The 16,683-nt window shown below is 67.2% G+C and carries 10 protein-coding genes; 5 read left to right on the top strand and 5 right to left on the bottom strand.

All coding sequences use genetic code 11. The features are described from left to right. Window positions 1-108: 108 nt before the first annotated feature. Entirely contained in the window at window positions 109-1,554 is a 1,446-nt protein-coding gene (locus tag AB0I51_RS02140; RefSeq protein ID WP_362970452.1) for an MFS transporter, read from the bottom strand. An 82-nt stretch (window positions 1,555-1,636) separates the two neighbouring features. Here AB0I51_RS02140 and dusB point away from each other — a divergent pair, with 82 nt between their 5' ends. Continuing rightward, window positions 1,637-2,791, top strand: a complete 1,155-nt coding sequence (gene dusB / locus AB0I51_RS02145) for a tRNA dihydrouridine synthase DusB (RefSeq protein WP_362970454.1) — start codon at window positions 1,637-1,639, stop codon at window positions 2,789-2,791. On the opposite strand, the gene AB0I51_RS02150 is transcribed toward dusB, so the two are convergent. The 3 genes from AB0I51_RS02150 to AB0I51_RS02160 form a co-directional block, all read right to left on the bottom strand. Further along, window positions 2,788-4,356, bottom strand: coding sequence for a sulfatase-like hydrolase/transferase (locus AB0I51_RS02150; protein WP_362971121.1), 1,569 nt, complete (start codon window positions 4,354-4,356; stop codon window positions 2,788-2,790). The two genes, dusB and AB0I51_RS02150, sit on opposite strands and share 4 nt — an antisense overlap. Window positions 4,357-5,368: 1,012 nt before the next feature. Continuing rightward, window positions 5,369-7,306: a glycogen debranching N-terminal domain-containing protein gene (locus AB0I51_RS02155; protein WP_362970456.1), complete on the bottom strand. Its 1,938-nt coding sequence runs from the start codon at window positions 7,304-7,306 to the stop codon at window positions 5,369-5,371. After that, the gene (locus AB0I51_RS02160) at window positions 7,303-8,775 is read right to left on the bottom strand and encodes a hypothetical protein (RefSeq protein WP_362970458.1); all 1,473 of its coding nucleotides are present in this window, start codon (window positions 8,773-8,775) and stop codon (window positions 7,303-7,305) included. The genes AB0I51_RS02155 and AB0I51_RS02160 overlap by 4 nt, the downstream gene beginning before the upstream one ends. 120 nt (window positions 8,776-8,895) lie before the next feature. Here AB0I51_RS02160 and AB0I51_RS02165 point away from each other — a divergent pair, with 120 nt between their 5' ends. From AB0I51_RS02165 to def, 4 genes are all read left to right on the top strand, one after another. After that, the gene (locus AB0I51_RS02165; protein WP_362970460.1) at window positions 8,896-10,098 is read left to right on the top strand and encodes an ROK family protein; all 1,203 of its coding nucleotides are present in this window, start codon (window positions 8,896-8,898) and stop codon (window positions 10,096-10,098) included. A gap of 405 nt (window positions 10,099-10,503) precedes the next feature. Continuing rightward, window positions 10,504-13,224: a pyruvate, phosphate dikinase gene (gene ppdK, locus AB0I51_RS02170; RefSeq protein ID WP_362970462.1), complete on the top strand. Its 2,721-nt coding sequence runs from the start codon at window positions 10,504-10,506 to the stop codon at window positions 13,222-13,224. Window positions 13,225-14,084: 860 nt separating this feature from the next. Continuing rightward, a complete protein-coding gene (locus AB0I51_RS02175) occupies window positions 14,085-14,948 on the top strand; it encodes a hypothetical protein (protein ID WP_362970464.1) in 864 nt (287 codons plus the stop codon). Then, on the top strand, window positions 14,938-15,459 hold the full coding sequence (gene def / locus AB0I51_RS02180) for a peptide deformylase (RefSeq protein ID WP_362970466.1): 522 nt from the start codon (window positions 14,938-14,940) through the stop codon (window positions 15,457-15,459). The genes AB0I51_RS02175 and def overlap by 11 nt, the downstream gene beginning before the upstream one ends. 365 nt (window positions 15,460-15,824) lie before the next feature. Here def and AB0I51_RS02185 read toward each other — a convergent pair whose 3' ends face one another. After that, window positions 15,825-16,676, bottom strand: coding sequence for a helix-turn-helix transcriptional regulator (locus tag AB0I51_RS02185; protein ID WP_362970468.1), 852 nt, complete (start codon window positions 16,674-16,676; stop codon window positions 15,825-15,827). Between the last annotated feature and the right edge of the window lie 7 nt (window positions 16,677-16,683).

Here is a 16,683-nt window from a genome sequence, read left to right on the forward strand (position 1 = left end):
ATGAGAACGTCCACCCCGAGCGCCGCATGACCATCGCGTCGGACATCTGTTCAATTTGCTGAAATCACCGGCGGCTGACAACGGAAGGATCACGCGGCCGGGCAGCCCCTACGCGGTGATCCCGGCCGCCTCGCGCACCTCGACGGACGACAGCTTCTCCGCCGTCCGCTCGGCGGTCCGCCGCGCCCAGGCACCGCTGGTCACCGCCCCAAGCACCAGCACGGCCAGACCGCACACCACGAGAATCCACCACCCGGGCCGCGCCGCCGACACGAACGTGTCCTTGTACGACGACGATCCGACCCCGGAAGCCAGCACCGCGCCGACCACCGCGACCCCGAGGGTCTGCCCCAGCTGCCTGCTCGTGGAGGCGACGGCCGCCGCGACTCCCGCCTGTGCCCGCGGCATTCCGGACACCGCCGTGTTGGTGATCGGCGCGTTCACGAATCCGAAGCCGATGCCGAACAGCAAGTACCCGATGAAGCGCGAGACGTTCGACGTCTCCGCCTCGAACCCGGCGAACAGCAGCGCGCTCACGGTCATCGCGGAGCCCGCGATCAGGAGGGGTATCCGGGGGCCCCGACCGCCCACCAGCCGGCCGGAGATCGGCGCGCACAGGAACGTCGGCACCGCCATCGGCAGCATCCACAGGCCCGCGTGCAGCGCGTCCAGACCGACCACGTTCTGCAGATACAGCGTGGACAGGAACAGGAAGCCGCCCAGCGCCGAGAACGCGCTGATGGCGATCACCGTGGCCCCACTGAACGGCGCCGAACGGAAGAAGCGCAGGTCGATGAGGGGTTCGTCGCGCCGCGGCTCGTACCAGAGCAGACCCGCGAGGGCGACCAGCGCGAGGACCGCGAACGGCAGGATCGCGGTGAACCCGGAGTCCGGCGCCTCGATGATCGCGTACGTCAGGGAGCCGAACAGGGCGATCACCAGGAGCTGGCCGACCGGGTCGGCACGCCTGGCCTTGGGTGCGCGTGACTCGGGGATGAACTTCAGGGTGAGCAGCAGCGCGGCCACACCCACCGGCAGGTTGATCCAGAAGATCGAGCGCCAGCCGACCGAGTCCACCAACAGGCCGCCGATCAGCGGTCCGGCGGCCATCGATATGCCGACGACCGCACCCCACACACCGATCGCCCGGGCTCGCTCGCGCGGCTCGGTGAAGGTGTTGGTGATGATCGACATGGCGACCGGGTTGAGCATCGAGCCGCCGACCGCCTGGATCATGCGGAACCAGATCAGCGCGTTCAGGTCGGGCGCGAGCGAGCAGAGCAGCGAGCCCAGGCCGAAGACCACCAGGCCGACGACGAAGACCCGTTTGCGGCCGATCCGGTCGGCCGTGGAGCCCGCCAGCATCAGCAGGGAGGCGAGGACCAGGGTGTAGGCGTCGATCGTCCACTGCAGTCCCGAGGTGCTCGCGTGCAGATCGGTCTGCATCGCGGGCAGGGCGACGTTCAGGATGGTGACGTCCAGGCTCACGATCAGCAGACTCATGCAGCAGATCGCGAGCACCAGCATGCGGCGGCGGGGGCTCAGCTCGGGCATGCGAACCATCGTACGCGAAACTCGATAGTGCGTCTAACTAATTACCGATACATGATCTCTGGCGGTACGCCACAATGGAGCAATGTCCACGCCCGTCGCCTCACCCGTGTCGCCCCTGCAGATCGGCCCGCACACCGTCTCGCCGCCCGTCGTCCTGGCCCCCATGGCCGGGATCACCAACGCGCCCTTCCGCACCCTGTGCCGGGAGTTCAGCGGGGGCAAGGGCCTGTTCGTCAGCGAGATGATCACGACCCGGGCGCTGGTCGAGCGCAACGAGAAGACCATGCAGCTGGTCCACTTCGACGCGACCGAGAAGCCGCGCTCGATCCAGCTGTACGGCGTGGACCCGGCGACCGTCGGCAAGGCCGTCCGCATGATCGCGGAGGAGGACCTCGCCGACCACATCGACCTCAACTTCGGCTGCCCCGTGCCGAAGGTCACCCGCAAGGGCGGCGGCTCGGCGCTGCCGTACAAGCGGAACCTGCTGCGGGCCATCCTGCGGGAAGCCGTCAGCGGGGCCGGGGACCTGCCCGTCACCATGAAGATGCGCAAGGGCATCGACGACGACCACATCACCTTCCTCGACGCCGGCCGTATCGCCGTCGAGGAGGGCGTCACGTCCATCGCCCTGCACGGCCGCACCGCCGCGCAGCACTACGGCGGCACCGCCGACTGGGACGCCGTCGCCCGGCTGAAGGAGCATGTGCCGGAGATCCCCGTGCTCGGCAACGGCGACATCTGGTCGGCGCAGGACGCGGTGCGGATGGTGCGGGAGACCGGGTGCGACGGGGTCGTGGTCGGGCGCGGCTGTCTGGGGCGGCCGTGGCTGTTCGCCGATCTCGTGGCCGCGTTCGAGGGACGTGAACAGGACGTCCTGAAGCCGTCGTTGCGCGAGGTCGCCGACATCATGGTGCGGCACGCGACCCTGCTCGGCGAGTGGATCGGCGACGAGGCGCGCGGGGTCATCGACTTCCGCAAGCACGTCGCCTGGTACCTGAAGGGCTTCGCGGTAGGCAGCGAGATGCGCAAGCGCCTCGCCATCACCTCGTCCCTCACCGAACTCCGCTCCGGCCTGGACGAGTTGGACCTCGACCAGCCCTGGCCGGTCGGTGCGGACGGGCCCCGCGGCCGTACGTCGGGCAACAACAGGGTGGTGCTGCCCGACGGTTGGCTGAAGGACCCGTACGACTGCGCGGGGATCGGCGAGGACGCCGAACTCGACACCTCGGGCGGCTAGTTCGTCTTCGGGTGGGGTGTCGAGCCGTACGCCGTCAGGAACTTGTCGCGGAAGGCGCTCATCTTCCACACCGGGGCGTCGTGCGCGGGACGCAGGCCGTCCGTCCAGTTCCAACTGTCGATCTTCGCAAGGACCTTGGGATCCTTGGCGACGATCGAGATCGGCACGTCACGGCTGGCGTGGTTGCCGCTGACCCGGGCGATCGGCTGGTGGTCGCCGAGGAAGACCAGCACGGTGTTGTCGTTGCCGTAGCGCTCCAGCCACTGGGTGAGGGAGTTCACCGAGTACTGGATCGACTTGCCGTACTCCTGGCGGGACTTGGTGGAGTCGGCGATGACGTCGGAGGCCTTGTTGCCGGCCTTCTGGATCGCGTCGAAGATCGAACCGTTGCCCAGCTGGTCCCACGGGACGAGCTTCGGGATCGGCGCCCAGGGCTGGTGGCTGGAGGTCAGGATGATCATCGACATCAGCGACTTGCCGTCGGTGCGCGGCTTGCTGTGCACCCGCTTCTGGAACTGCTCCAGCGCGTACTGGTCGGGCATCGTCGACCAGCTGAACTTCGGTCCCTTGTAACCCAGTTGGAAGGCGTTGTAGACCTTGTCGAGGCCGTAGAAGCTCTGCTCCGGCCAGCCCTTCTGCACGCCCGGCATCACGCCGACGGTGTCGAAGTCGCCGGTCTTCTTGAAGGCGTCGGTCAGGCTCAGGTGGTCGCTCGCCATCACCGTGCGGTAACGCTGCTGGTTGTTGACCCACAGCCCCGACATGGTGGTGGAGTGACCGAGCCAGCTGCTGCCGCCGTAGGTCGCCGAGGTCAGCCAGCCGCTCTTCGCGGCGAAGCCCGCCTTCGACAGGGCCTCGGTGTCGGCGGCGAGGGTCTCGTCGACACCGGGCGCCATGATCGGGTCCTCGATCGCGCTGCGGCCGTAGCTCTCGATGAAGGTGAAGATCATGTCCTTGCCGCGCAGGTCCGGGACGAGCTGGCTGCCCGGGGTGTTGCCGAAGGCGTCGACCTTGGCGACCTTCTCGAACTCCGCCTCGTCGCGCAGGGTGTTGCGGATCGCCACGGTGCGGAGCTTGAGGATCGCGGCGGTGTGGTCGGCGGCGAGCGGCACGCCGGACACCTGGAAGCCGAAGGCCGTGCAGGTGATCCAGACCGTGCCGGCGATCAACGCGCCCCGGGACGCCTGGGCCTTGTGGCCGGCCAGCAGGTTGCTGAGCCGGACCGTGGCCAGCGCGACCAGGACGATCAGCAGCAGGACGAACAGGATGACACCGACCGTGACGGCGGACGTGACCGTTCCGCCGAGCGTGTCCGTGAGATAGCCGCGGGCGTCGCCGAACAGGCTCCAGTCCAGGACGACGTTGAAGCCCCGGCCCAGGTATTCGTTGAAGCCCATGTCGAGCATGTTCAGGATCGCCACGACGGCGGTCAGCGCGCCGGAGAACGCCGCCAGCACGATCCGGGGCCGGCGCGGGAGGGTCATCAGGACGACGGCCCCCATGATCGCCTCGGCCGGCAGCCGTACGAACTCGGTGGGCTTCAGGCTGTTCAGCGTGGTCGGCATCAACAGGCAGACGTAGACGACGACGGCGGCGAGAACGGTGAGGGTCCAGGAGACGACACGAGTGGCGACGGGGTGCTTCTCCCGCCAACTCCGTATCCGCCGCCGCAGGCCCAGCCGACTGCTCCAGGCGCGGGGGCCGGGGCGGGGGGTGGCGGGGGACCGGTCGGCGGGGGTGGCCGAGGCGGGGGCGCCGGGGGCGATGTCCGTGGCGGCTTCGGGGGTGGTGTCCGAGGCGGGGGTGACTTCGGGGGCGGAGGCTTCGGGACCGGCGTCGGCTTCGGGGGCCCTGGGGTCGGCTTCGGCCTCGGGTGAGTCGGTGACTTCGGCGTCAGGGGCGGCGGTCTCGGGGCCGGCGTCGCCTCCCTGCGCGGTGACCTTGACGCCGCCTTCGGCGTCGGAGCCGGCCGCGGCGGCGCCTGCGGGTTCCAGATCCGGGGCGGTGGCCGGGGCGTCGACGTCGGCGGTCGTGGCCGGGCCGGTCGCCTGCTCGGCAACCCCGGAGCCCGGGACCTCGGAGTCGTCGGCTTCGGTATTCGTGTCGGTGTCCGTGGCCTCGGCCGCTGGGGGCCCCACCGCCTCGGCCCCGGTTTCGGTCGCCGCCTTCGCCGACGCCTCGGCCGGAGTTTCTACGACCTTCCCGGTCTCGGCCGGAGTTTCTACGACTCGCCCGGTCCCGGCCTCGCCCGGTATCGCTGTCGCGTCGCCCGGAGTCGGCTCCGTGTCCACGCCGATGCCGAGGTCGACGCCATCGCTGATCTCGCTGTCCACGTCAGTCGGCGGAACCTTGCCATCGGCTGCCCCGGCCGTGTTCGGTGTCTGGCGTGTGCTCGTGTGCTGAGGCAACCCGAAGGTCCTTCCATGAGGAGCCCGTAGTCGGAGTGGCGGCCCTTCAGGGCCTGGCCGGCCAGACCCTCGCTGGGGAGGCAGGACCGCCGTCATTCCGTACGAGTTGCCTCATGCGCCCGTTCACGGAACTGGGCAAACACCCGGCAAACGGCTTATCACCGTTGCGTCACGCGCCCCCCACCGCCGTGAGCAGCGCCAGCGGAGCCGCCGCCGACCTGGACTCCCGCACACACGCGTGCGGATACGGGACCGGCTCCGGGTGGGTGTCGCGGCCGTAGCCCGCGAGAACCTCCGGGAGGCGGTGGCCGGCCGCGGTCGCCGCGTCGACCAGTGCATGCGCGACCGTACGGGCCTCGTCGTGCAGGCCGTAGCGCGACAGGCCCAGCGTGATCAGCGCGTTGTCGTGCGGCCACACCGAGCCCCGGTGGTACGACAGCGGGTGGTACGCCGCCTGCCCGGAGGCGAGCGTGCGGACGCCCCAGCCGGAGAAGAAGTCCGGCTCCAGAAGCCTGCGGCCGACCAGTTCGCCGTACTCCTTGTCCAGGAGCCCGGACCAGAGCAGATGCCCCGCGTCCGAGGCCAGCGCGTCGACCTGGCGGCCCTCCCCGTCCAGCGCCAGCGCCGGGAAGGAATGGTCCCGCATCCAGAAGTCCTGCTGGAAACGGTCCCGCAGGTCGCCGGCCGCCTGCTCCAGGAGGGCCGCGTACGTCTCGTCCTCCCACACCGTCCGGGCCACCCACGCGGTGCGGCGCAGCGCGTCGTACGCGTACCCCTGGGCCCCCGCCGCCATCACGGGACCGCTTGCGCGGGTGCCGTCGGCTCCGCAGATGGCGCCGGGGGAGTCCTTCCAGTTCTGGTTGGCCAGACCGCCCTGGTCGGCGCGGTAGACCAGATAGCCGCGCGAGGTCAGGCCGCCGTGGTCGAGCATCCAGCCCACCGCCGCACGGGCGTTGGACTCCAGGCGCCGGGCGAGCGCCGTGTCGCCGGTCTGCTCGACATACGCGCCGAGCAGCACCAGGAACAGCGGGGTCGCGTCGACCGAGCCGTAGTAACGCCCGTACGGCACCTGCCCGAAGTGCGCCAGCTCGCCGTGCCGCACCTCGTGCACGATCTTGCCGGGCTGGGACACCGACTCCGGACCCACCGCCGTCGCCTGGGTCGCGGCGAGCGCCGGCAGTGTGGCGGCGGCGAGTTGGGGGCGGTACGGGAGCGCGAACAGCGACGTCAGTAGCGCATCCCTGCCGAGGAGGGTCAGGAACCACGGAGCCCCCGCCGCCGGTACGCGCAGTTCCTCGCCGTCTGGGCCCGTCGCCGGGACCTGGAGCGAGGCCAGGTCCGACAGGCCCCGGGCGCAGGCGGCGGCCAGCTCCGGCCAGCCGGTGGGGAAGGAGACGCCCTGGACGTACTCGCCCTCCAGCGCGAGGAGTTGCTCGTTCAGGGCGGACGGGGAGCGCGGTACCCGCAGGGCCCGCTTGTCGCCGTGCGGGCGGGCCATCACCCGCAGGGCCAGCTCGGCGGTGCCGTGCGGTTCGAGGTCCAGGGTCCACACCATGCGGCGGGCGCCGGTGCCGGTCTCCTCGACGCCGTCGGGGGCGGGCTCGGCCGTGACCGTCGTACAGGATCGCCATTCGCCGCGCTGGTAGGCGAACTCGACGCCGTCGTCCAGGACTTGGCGGGAGCGGGTGGCGCCGGTCTTCGCGTAGGTGCGGTAGTCGGAGCGGAGTTCGAACTGGTCGGTGAAGTCGGCGTCCGCGGTGACCGCGAGCCGGACCGTGGTCGGCACCGGCCGGTTGCTGGTCACCTTCAGCGACTCGACGAACGAGCCGTCGCCTACGGCCTGTTCACGGAAGAGCGTGTGCGCGGGCGGCTCCTGGCGGCCACCGCGCGGGACCAGGACACAGCGCGCCATGTCTCCGTCGGCCACCGGTGTCAGTGCCTCCGGCACCGCGCCGTCGACCGTCAACTGCCAACGGCTCAGGTGCCGGGCGTCCCGTACGAATAACCCGTCCGGGGAACTGCCGCCCCGTACGCCGCTGATGTCCCCGCCGTCGCCCACGGCTGCGAACGTCCCGCCGTGCACGAGCAGATGATGCCGGTCCGTCATCCCCGGTCCCCTCCCTTGACACTCTTGGCGACCTTGACTGCCTTGCCGTTCACTTCTGTGCCACGCATGTCGAACGTGCCGAGACCCGTGCCGGACACGCCGTGCCCGGGGGGCTCGTGAAGCAGATCGAGGGTCAGTGCGGCGGTCCAGCTGAAGCCGGTCGCGCCGCACGCCTCGCCGTCGTACGGGTCGACGTACTCGGCGAAGTCGGTGGCGGCGGCCGTCTCCAGGACGGCGTCGCGCAGCGCGTCCGCCCTCGGCCGCTCACCGTGCAGTCGCAGGCCGCGCTCCAGCAGCCAGCTCGTGTTGAACCAGGCCGGCCCGCGCCAGTACCGGTGCGGATCGAAGGCCTCGCCCAACAGGTCGTAACTGGGCGGGAGTTGCGTGCTGTCGCCGAGCCCGAAGTGCGGTCCGGACGCGGTACGGACGAGGGCCGCGGCGATGTCCCGGGGCAGGTCGGGGAGGAGCAGCGGGATCAGGCCGGAGACGCTGCGCCCGGGGATCAAACCCTCGCCCCGGACGTCACGGCAGAAGAACATGCCCTCCGCCGGGTCCCACAGCCGCTCGATCAGGACGCCGGTGAGGCGTTCCGCGCGTGCGTGCCGGGCGGTGCCGGTGGCGCCCAACTCCCGTGCGATACGGGCCAGTGCGTGCTCGGAGGCGATGAGCAGGGCGTTGAAGGACGGGTCCTCCACCGCGAACTCGCTTGTCCCGTCGGCGTATCGGCCGTCCCGGTAGTCCGTCGCGAGCCGCACGTAACGGCCGTAGTCGAGGTCCGTCGGACGGTCCTCGGCGGCCCCGTGGTCGAGGTCGGCGCGGCGGAAGGAGCGGGCCGGGGCGGGGGTCACGCGTGAGAGGGGGGCGTCCCAGCAGGGGCTGTTGTCCATACCCTGTTCCCAGGGGTGCACGACGGACGCGAGTCCGCCCCCGCCCAGGTCGCGCCGGTGCAGCAGATAGCGGTGCCAGGCGGCCAGCTTGGGGTAGACGCCGGCCAGGAAGCCGCGGGCGCGGGAGAGGCCCGGGTCCGCGCAGTGCACCAGCCAGGCGGCGAGCGCGTGCACCGGTGGCTGCACGATGCCCGAGGTCTGTACGGTGCGCGGGGCGCCCGCGGTGTGCCCCGCGGTCGAGGAGCGCCAGAAGTCGGGGCTCGGGAAGTACGCGTCGAGCGGTACGGAGGGGTTGAAGACGATGTGCGGGATACGGCCGTCGCCCCACTGGGCGGCGAGCAGCGTCTCCAGCTCCGTCTGTGCCCGCAGGGGCGAGAGGTGCCGCAGTCCGATCGCGATGAACGCGGAGTCCCAGGACCACTGGTGCGGATACAGACCGCGGGAGGGGACCGTTGAGGTTCCCGTCCAGTTCCCTTCGAGTACGGCAGCCGCCCTGAGGTGCAGCGAACCTGACAAGGACGGCGGATCGTATACGAGGTGGTGCTCCACGGGGAGGGCTGTGAGCTGGGCAGTGCGATCCACTCGGGACTCCACGAAACACGTCGTGCCGACCGGTTCGGTCATGGCTACCGTAGGGTTACGTCTATTTAACACGCAAAACTCAATATGTAATGCAGGGTTGAGAAACACAAGGGGGTGCGCATGACGGGAAGAGGTCAAGGGAGCGCCGGAGATCTGCTCGAACTGGTGCGCACCGGACGCGCCACGACCCGCGGCGCCCTCCAACAGGTGACCGGACTCTCCCGCGCGACCGTCGGCCAGCGCCTGGACCGGCTCTTCCGCGCGGGCTGGCTGCGCGAGGGCGCGGGCGGCCCGGTCGACTCCCCGCTGGGCGGCAGACCCTCGATCACCCTCGAATTCGACGACGCCCACGCCGTGGTCCTCGCGGCGGACCTGGACACCCGCCACGCGCGTGCGTGCGTCCTCTCGCTCACCGGCGAGATCCTCGCGGAGCACGGCGGCACGCTCGTCATCGAGGACGGCCCCGACGTCGTGCTGGGTGAACTGGGCCGCTGGTTCGCCGAGTTGCTGGAGAAGGCCGGGCACCGGGCGTCCGAGGTCTGCGGGATCGGTCTCGCGGTCCCCGGCCCGGTCGACACCGACACCGGCCGGGTCGTCCAGCCGCCGATGATGCCCGGCTGGGACGGCTACGACATAAGAGGCCGCCTGGCCCGCGCCTTCACGGAACACACCGGCGCCCCCCGGGTGCCGGTCCTCGTCGACAACGACGCCAACCTGATGGCCTACGGCGAACAGCGCACGGGCCACCCCGACTGCCAGGCCTTCGTCCTGGTCAAGGTCTCGACGGGCATCGGCGCCGGGGTCGTCGTCGGCGGTTCCATCTTCCGGGGGATCGACGGCGGCGCGGGCGACATCGGCCACATCCGGATCCCGGCGGGCGCGCAGGCGCTGTGCCGTTGCGGGTCCTACGGCTGTCTCGCCGCCGTCGCCAGCGGTGGCGCCGTCGCGCGACGGCTGGCCGAGACCGGGGTGCCGGCGGCGTCCGGCTCGGACGTACGGGACCTGCTGGCGTCGGGGCACCCGGGAGCAGCCGCGTTCGCCCGCGAGGCGGGACGGCAGGTCGGGGACGTCCTGGCGACCGTGGTGACGCTGCTCAACCCCGGGGTGCTGATGATCGCGGGAGACCTGGCCGGAACCTCCTTCCTCACGGGCGTACGCGAGCTGCTGTACCAGCGGGCACTGCCGCGCTCCACCGCTCATCTGCACGTACTGACCTCGCGGCTCGGGGAGCGGGCCGGGCTGGTGGGGGCGGGTGCGCTGGTCGTGGAGTACCTGTACGCGCCGGAGCGGGTCGAGGAGCGGCTGCTCGCGCTGGGCATGTGACGTCCCCGTTTCAGTCCCGAGACTCGTCCGCATGGTGAAATCCGACCGGGTGTGGAAGCGTGATTCTTACCACCTTTGATAGGGGTAGCGCTCAGGTGAGCGGATCTTGGGCGGCTGCACTTCTCCAAGGAGTGGCACTCCGTGCCACGCCTTGATCGTTCATCGATCGAAATCAGACGTGCCGTGATCCGCTCATGCGAGCGGGAATCCGCGCTTCTGGACGCCATTGCGTTCAAGAAGTGAAAACATCCGGCGGTCATCGCTTGCCGAGCTTTGACTTTCGATCCGCTGGCGGACGACTGGTTACGGACGCATGACATGCAAGTGGACGTACCCAGACGCCTTCGATCTGGGTATGTTCCTGGCCGTCAGGGCAGCCACCCGCGTCCCGAGGAGTCGAGACCCGTGTCGGAAAACAAAGAACCCCACGTAGCGAAGTTCGTCTATGACTTCACCGAGGGAAACAAGGACCTCAAGGACCTTCTCGGCGGCAAGGGTGCCAACCTCGCCGAGATGACGAACCTGGGCCTTCCCGTGCCCCCCGGCTTCACCATCACCACCGAGGCGTGCAAGACCTACCTCGACAGTGGCGAGGAGCCGGCGGCACTGCGTGACGAGGTGAGCGCACACCTCGACGCACTCGAGTCGACGATGGACAAGAAGCTGGGGCAGGCCGACAACCCCCTCCTCGTATCGGTCCGTTCCGGGGCGAAGTTCTCCATGCCCGGCATGATGGACACCGTCCTGAACATCGGCCTCTCCGACAAGTCCGTGCAGGGCCTGGCGAAGCAGGCCGGCGACGAGCGCTTCGCGTGGGACTCCTACCGCCGGCTCATCCAGATGTTCGGCAAGACCGTCCTCGGCGTCGACGGCGACCTCTTCGAGGAGGCCCTCGACAAGGCCAAGGAGGCCAAGAAGGTCACGGTCGACACCGAACTGGACGCGGCCGACCTGAAGAAGCTGGTCACCCGCTTCAAGCGGATCGTCAAGACCGAGGCGGGACGCGACTTCCCGCAGGACCCGCGCGAGCAGATGGACCTCGCCATCCACGCGGTCTTCGACTCCTGGAACACCGACCGCGCCAAGCTCTACCGCCGCCAGGAACGCATCCCGCACGACCTCGGCACCGCAGTCAACGTCTGCTCGATGGTCTTCGGCAACCTCGGCCCCGACTCCGGCACGGGCGTCGCCTTCACCCGCGACCCCGCCAGCGGCCACCAGGGCGTCTACGGCGACTACTTGCAGAACGCGCAGGGCGAGGACGTCGTCGCCGGCATCCGGAACACCGTGCCCCTCGCGGAACTTGAGCAGATCGACAAGAAGTCGTACGACCAGCTCATGCAGATCATGGAGACCCTGGAGAACCACTACAAGGATCTCTGCGACATCGAATTCACCATCGAGCGCGGCCAGTTGTGGATGCTGCAGACACGGGTGGGGAAGCGGACGGCGGGCGCGGCCTTCCGTATCGCGACCCAGCTCGTCGACCAGGGTCTGATCGACGAGGCGGAGGCCCTCCAGCGCGTCACCGGCGCCCAGTTGGCGCAGCTGATGTTCCCGCGCTTCGACGAGGACGCGAAGGTCCAGCAGGTCGGCCGGGGCATCGCGGCCTCGCCGGGCGCGGCGGTCGGCAAGGCGGTCTTCGACTCGTACACGGCGGTGAAGTGGTCGCGTTCGGGCGAGAAGGTCATCCTGGTCCGCCGTGAGACCAACCCCGACGACCTCGACGGCATGATCGCGGCGGAGGGCATCCTGACGTCCCGCGGCGGCAAGACGTCCCACGCGGCCGTCGTCGCGCGCGGCATGGGCAAGACGTGTGTCTGCGGCGCTGAGGAGCTTGAGGTCGACACCAAGCGGCGCCGGATGGTCGTGCCGGGCGGACACGTCGTGGAGGAGGGCGACGTCATCTCCATCGACGGCTCCAGCGGCAAGGTGTACCTGGGCGAGGTCCCGGTCGTCCCGTCCCCCGTCGTCGAGTACTTCGAGGGCCGGATGCACGCGGGCGCCGACGACGCCGACGAACTGGTCGAGGCGGTCCACCGCATCATCGGGTACGCCGACCGGGTACGCCGCCTGCGGGTACGCGCCAACGCCGACAACGCCGAGGACGCGCTGCGTGCCCGCCGTTTCGGTGCCCAGGGCATCGGCCTCTGCCGTACGGAGCACATGTTCCTCGGCGACCGCCGCGAGTTGGTGGAACGACTGATCCTGGCCGACACGGACACCGAACGCGAGGAGTCCCTCAAGGCGCTTCTCCCGCTCCAGAAGGCGGACTTCGTCGAGCTGTTCAAGGCGATGGACGGACTCCCGGTGACGGTCCGCCTGTTGGACCCCCCGCTGCACGAATTCCTCCCGGACATCACGGAGTTGTCGGTCCGCGTCGCGCTTGCGGAGTCCCGCCAGGAGTCCCACGAGAACGACCTCCGCCTCCTCCAGGCGGTCCACCGCCTGCACGAACAGAACCCCATGCTGGGCCTGCGGGGAGTGCGCCTGGGCCTGGTGATCCCCGGCCTGTTCACGATGCAGGTGAGGGCGATCGCCGAGGCCGCGGCCGAACGCAAGGCGGCGAAGGGCGACCCGCGCGCCGAGATCATGATTCCGCTCGTCGGCACGGTCCAGGAGCTGGAGATCGTCCGCGAGGAGGCCGACCAGGTCATCGCCGAGGTGGAGGCCGCGACGGGCACGTCACTGAAACTGTCCATCGGCACAATGATCGAACTCCCGCGCGCCGCACTGACGGCGGGCCAGATCGCGGAGGCGGCGGAGTTCTTCTCGTTCGGCACGAACGACCTCACCCAGACGGTGTGGGGCTTCAGCCGCGACGACGTGGAGGCATCGTTCTTCACCGCCTACCTGGAGAAGGGCATCTTCGGAGTCAGCCCCTTCGAGACGATCGACAGGGACGGTGTGGGCTCGCTGGTGAAGCTCGCGGCGAAGGCGGGCCGCGAAACCCGCCCCGACCTGAAGCTCGGCGTCTGCGGCGAACACGGCGGCGACCCCGAGTCGGTCCACTTCTTCCACGAGGTGGGACTGGACTACGTCTCCTGCTCACCGTTCCGGATCCCGGTGGCGCGGCTTGAGGCGGGACGGGCGGCTTCGGTGGCGCAGGGGAGCGACCACCGGTAGGTCGTAGGGGCCGTATGGCCGACCGCTGGTAGGCCATACGACCGACCACTGAACGCCGGAACCGTCGCCCGTCCCCGACCCTCACCGATGGGCGGCGGTTCCGGATCACTAAGGAGGGGCGGCACCCTGTGCGGGGGTGCCGTCCCTCCTTCGTGATCAGAGGGGGCTGTCAAGCTGAGTCGCTGAACAGGCGAAATGGCGTTTGCTGGCGTTGGTTGCCATTGGGCTTGTGCGAGGCCGTTGTGCCCTCGTTGTGCCCTCGGGTTGGTTGACCCTGTTGGCTCGTGCGGGGAAGAGGACATGACGAACGCACAGTCAGTAGCGCATGTATTGATCCGGCTCACGGGTGGGGAGGGGGCACCTTCTACCTCACCGATGAGCTGCGCGGTGGTGGTCGTCATTGGTCGTCGCCGGTTGTTGCGGGCCGCCCCCGGACGGCCCGGCTGGATCTTGGGCCGCACCCCTTCGCGGACACCTGTTCCCTTGTTCCCCGTATGACCTTGGAAGCAAATGGAACGATCCTGCCACCGATCAGGCAGGGAGTCTGGTCTTCGTTGGTCATGCCTCAATCGACGACAGTCGGTCACGATCGCGGGCGCGCTGACCGAGCGCATGCGTGCGCCTTGCTGCATCCCGCCGACCTCGGCCACGCTAATTGACGTAGTTGGCCTAGTCGAGATGATGCAGGTAAGTGAATTTATCGAGCGTATAAAAATGGCAAACCGAAAACATTCAAAGATCTGAAGGGTATAGAACCTTTTGATGTCAACCTGTATGCTGCCGAGATAGTCAAGTTCGTTTGGCATATTGGCTGAGCTTCAAGCAATCGAAGATTTTCATGGATGGGTGAGCGGGGGAACGTGAAGATCGACTGGAAAGATGCGATTACCCGGGCCCTTCTTGGGCAACTCGTTGGGGCCCTTGTTCGATTCGCTTTTGGGGCGTCCGGTATTTTGATTGTTTGGATTATTTCGGGTCAAGTGTGGCCAGCAGTGAAGGATCTCGGGGCGCCTCTGGGGATTTTTGTGGCATCCGGTGGATCTATCTTGATTAACCACATGTTGAACCTGAATAGCCATTTTCGCTGCCGATACGACAAGGTTGATTTCAAGTTTGAAATGATCGAGAAAGAGATCACGTATGAACGGAATGAGCGGGGTGTGCTGACCTATCGGAGGAGATACAAAGTAAAGGCTCTCACGTCAGATCTTGAAGGTTTCATGGACAAGTTCCTCTGGACTGGCGCGGTTGAAGCTCCACTGCCGCAAAGTGTCAATAATGACATTGTTCGAAATGTAAGGAAGCTGGATCGTCCCGGTATCTGGGTTTATTTTAGTGTCGATTTTCATCAAGCGCTGAAGAAAGGGGAAGAAGTCGAGTTTGAATTGATACAGGTGGTCAATGACGCTGATATGAAATCACGTCCGTTCTTCTCTACGTCTATCGATGAGCCCACTCGGCGCTTGGTGCTAACGCTTAAATTGCCTGAAGCCTTGACTGTTAACCAGTGCCACCGAGAGATGGCGCGAGGTATCGAATCATATTTTAGCTTCTACACTGAGAGGCAGTCTGTTCGGAATGGTTATTATCAATGGGTGATCAAAAAGCCTCGCCTATATCATCATTACCGTATCTTCTGGACATGGCCACAAGCTGCACCCAGGAGAACTGCTAATCGCGCGCGATCGGGCGGCCAAGCGAATGGAGCACAGAATGCCGATTAAAGGACTAGTTCAACTCGACCTTGTCGCTTTGAGTGAGATGAATTCTCCGCTTTTCCAAGAGTCGCCGCGCGCGCCCTCGGGGGGTGATCAGACCGCTGAACTTGTTCGCGACCTGATCGACACGATGCACGCCCACTCGATTTGCGTCGGATTGGCGGCTCCTCAAATCGGTGTACAGCAAGCTGTCGCTGTCGTTAATGTCTCTGAACTTAAGAGTGAACCTGACCTCGTTCTGGTTAATCCTGTCCTTCTTTCTGCTACGGGAAAGAAAGATGTCAAGTTTGAATCCTGCATGTCTCTGCCGGGATGGCGTGGCAGTGTTGAGCGGCGACGGAAGATTCACGTAGCGTACTCGGATCTCGATGGTAATGAACTTGAGATTCACGCAGAGGGATTTCTTGCCCGCGCTATTCAGCATGAATTGGACCATCTGAAGGGAATTATTTATGCGCAATCGCTAGCTTCTGGTGCGATTCTCGAACGAACTGATCTGTTTGAACGTGATGTCTAGATGGTATATCCTTGGGGTGAACTGTTCGACTTCGCCTTGTGTGTCAACTGAGGCGCACGCAAAATAAGAGGGTGAAAAAATGGACGGCTAACCCCAGCGTTGCCGAACTGTCGAAGAGTCTAGGTGAAGGGTCCGGCCAGTTTCGCTGGCCGGACCCTTCGCTCGCTTCGTGGAACTGGTCGGACGAATCGCAAGTTAGGGATCAGTTAACTCGGCGTGCCGTACCCTGCTCTGCGGCCTACTCCACATTGTGGCGCGACATGGTCATGTCTTCCTGTGGCAAGGTCTACAGGCGCGGTGACGACGACAAGGAGCAACCGAAGAGCCGCTTATGGATCGACCATCAATTAGGCCAAAGCATGGGCTCAGCGCAGGGCTTCGATGGCCTTCACGATCAGAGCGCGAGCGTTCGCGCCGTACACGGCCATGCTGCGCAACCGCTCGAACGCCTTCACGTACAGGGCGATCTCGGAGGGTTGGGTGACGTTCACCTCGGCGGAGACCAGTTCGACGGAGACGTGTTTGTCGTCGTAGATGTGGAAGGTCTCTTCGGGCCAGTGCGTCCGGCGGATGGTCATGGGGATGATGCCGAGGGAGACGGCTGGAAGGGCGCCGGCGGTGAGGAGGTAGCCGAGTTGGGCTGCCATCGCGTCGGCGTCGGCTACCTGGGAGTGTAGGACGGCCTCTTCGACGACCACGACGAAACGGTGTCCCTGCTCGTGAATGATGCGAGAGCGTTCGAGCCGGGCGCGCGCGGCCTCCGCGCTGTCGTCGATGTCCAGGTCATGGATGCCTGCAGCCAGGCCGAGGACAGCGAGGACGTAGCCCTCTGTCTGCAAGAGCCCGGGGACGATGCTGGAGGAGTAGATCCGAAAGTTCTGGGTCTCGCGGGAGGCCTGCATCCTGCTTTCCTGGATGTGGCGTAGTCCGGCGCGGACCTGGTCGCGCCATTGCCGGTACATCGATTCGGCGTTGATGGACTGTACGACGAGGTCCTGCGCTTGTCCGTCCGACCCAGTGGCGGTGCACCATCGTCGGATGTCGTTCGCGGACGGCCCGGTGAGGGCGTTCTCGATGCGTGAGGTTTTCGAGTAGTGCCAGTCGCACGCGGCAGCCAACTGCACGACCGTCAGGCCGGCTTCCTTGCGGAGGTCGCGCAGCCGGCGGGCGACGGCTTCACGTGCGGCCTGGGCAGACGAGGAGGGCGAGGCGGGCATGGGTTGG

Source organism: Streptomyces sp. NPDC050549, assembly GCF_040655035.1.
Lineage (GTDB): Bacteria > Actinomycetota > Actinomycetes > Streptomycetales > Streptomycetaceae > Streptomyces.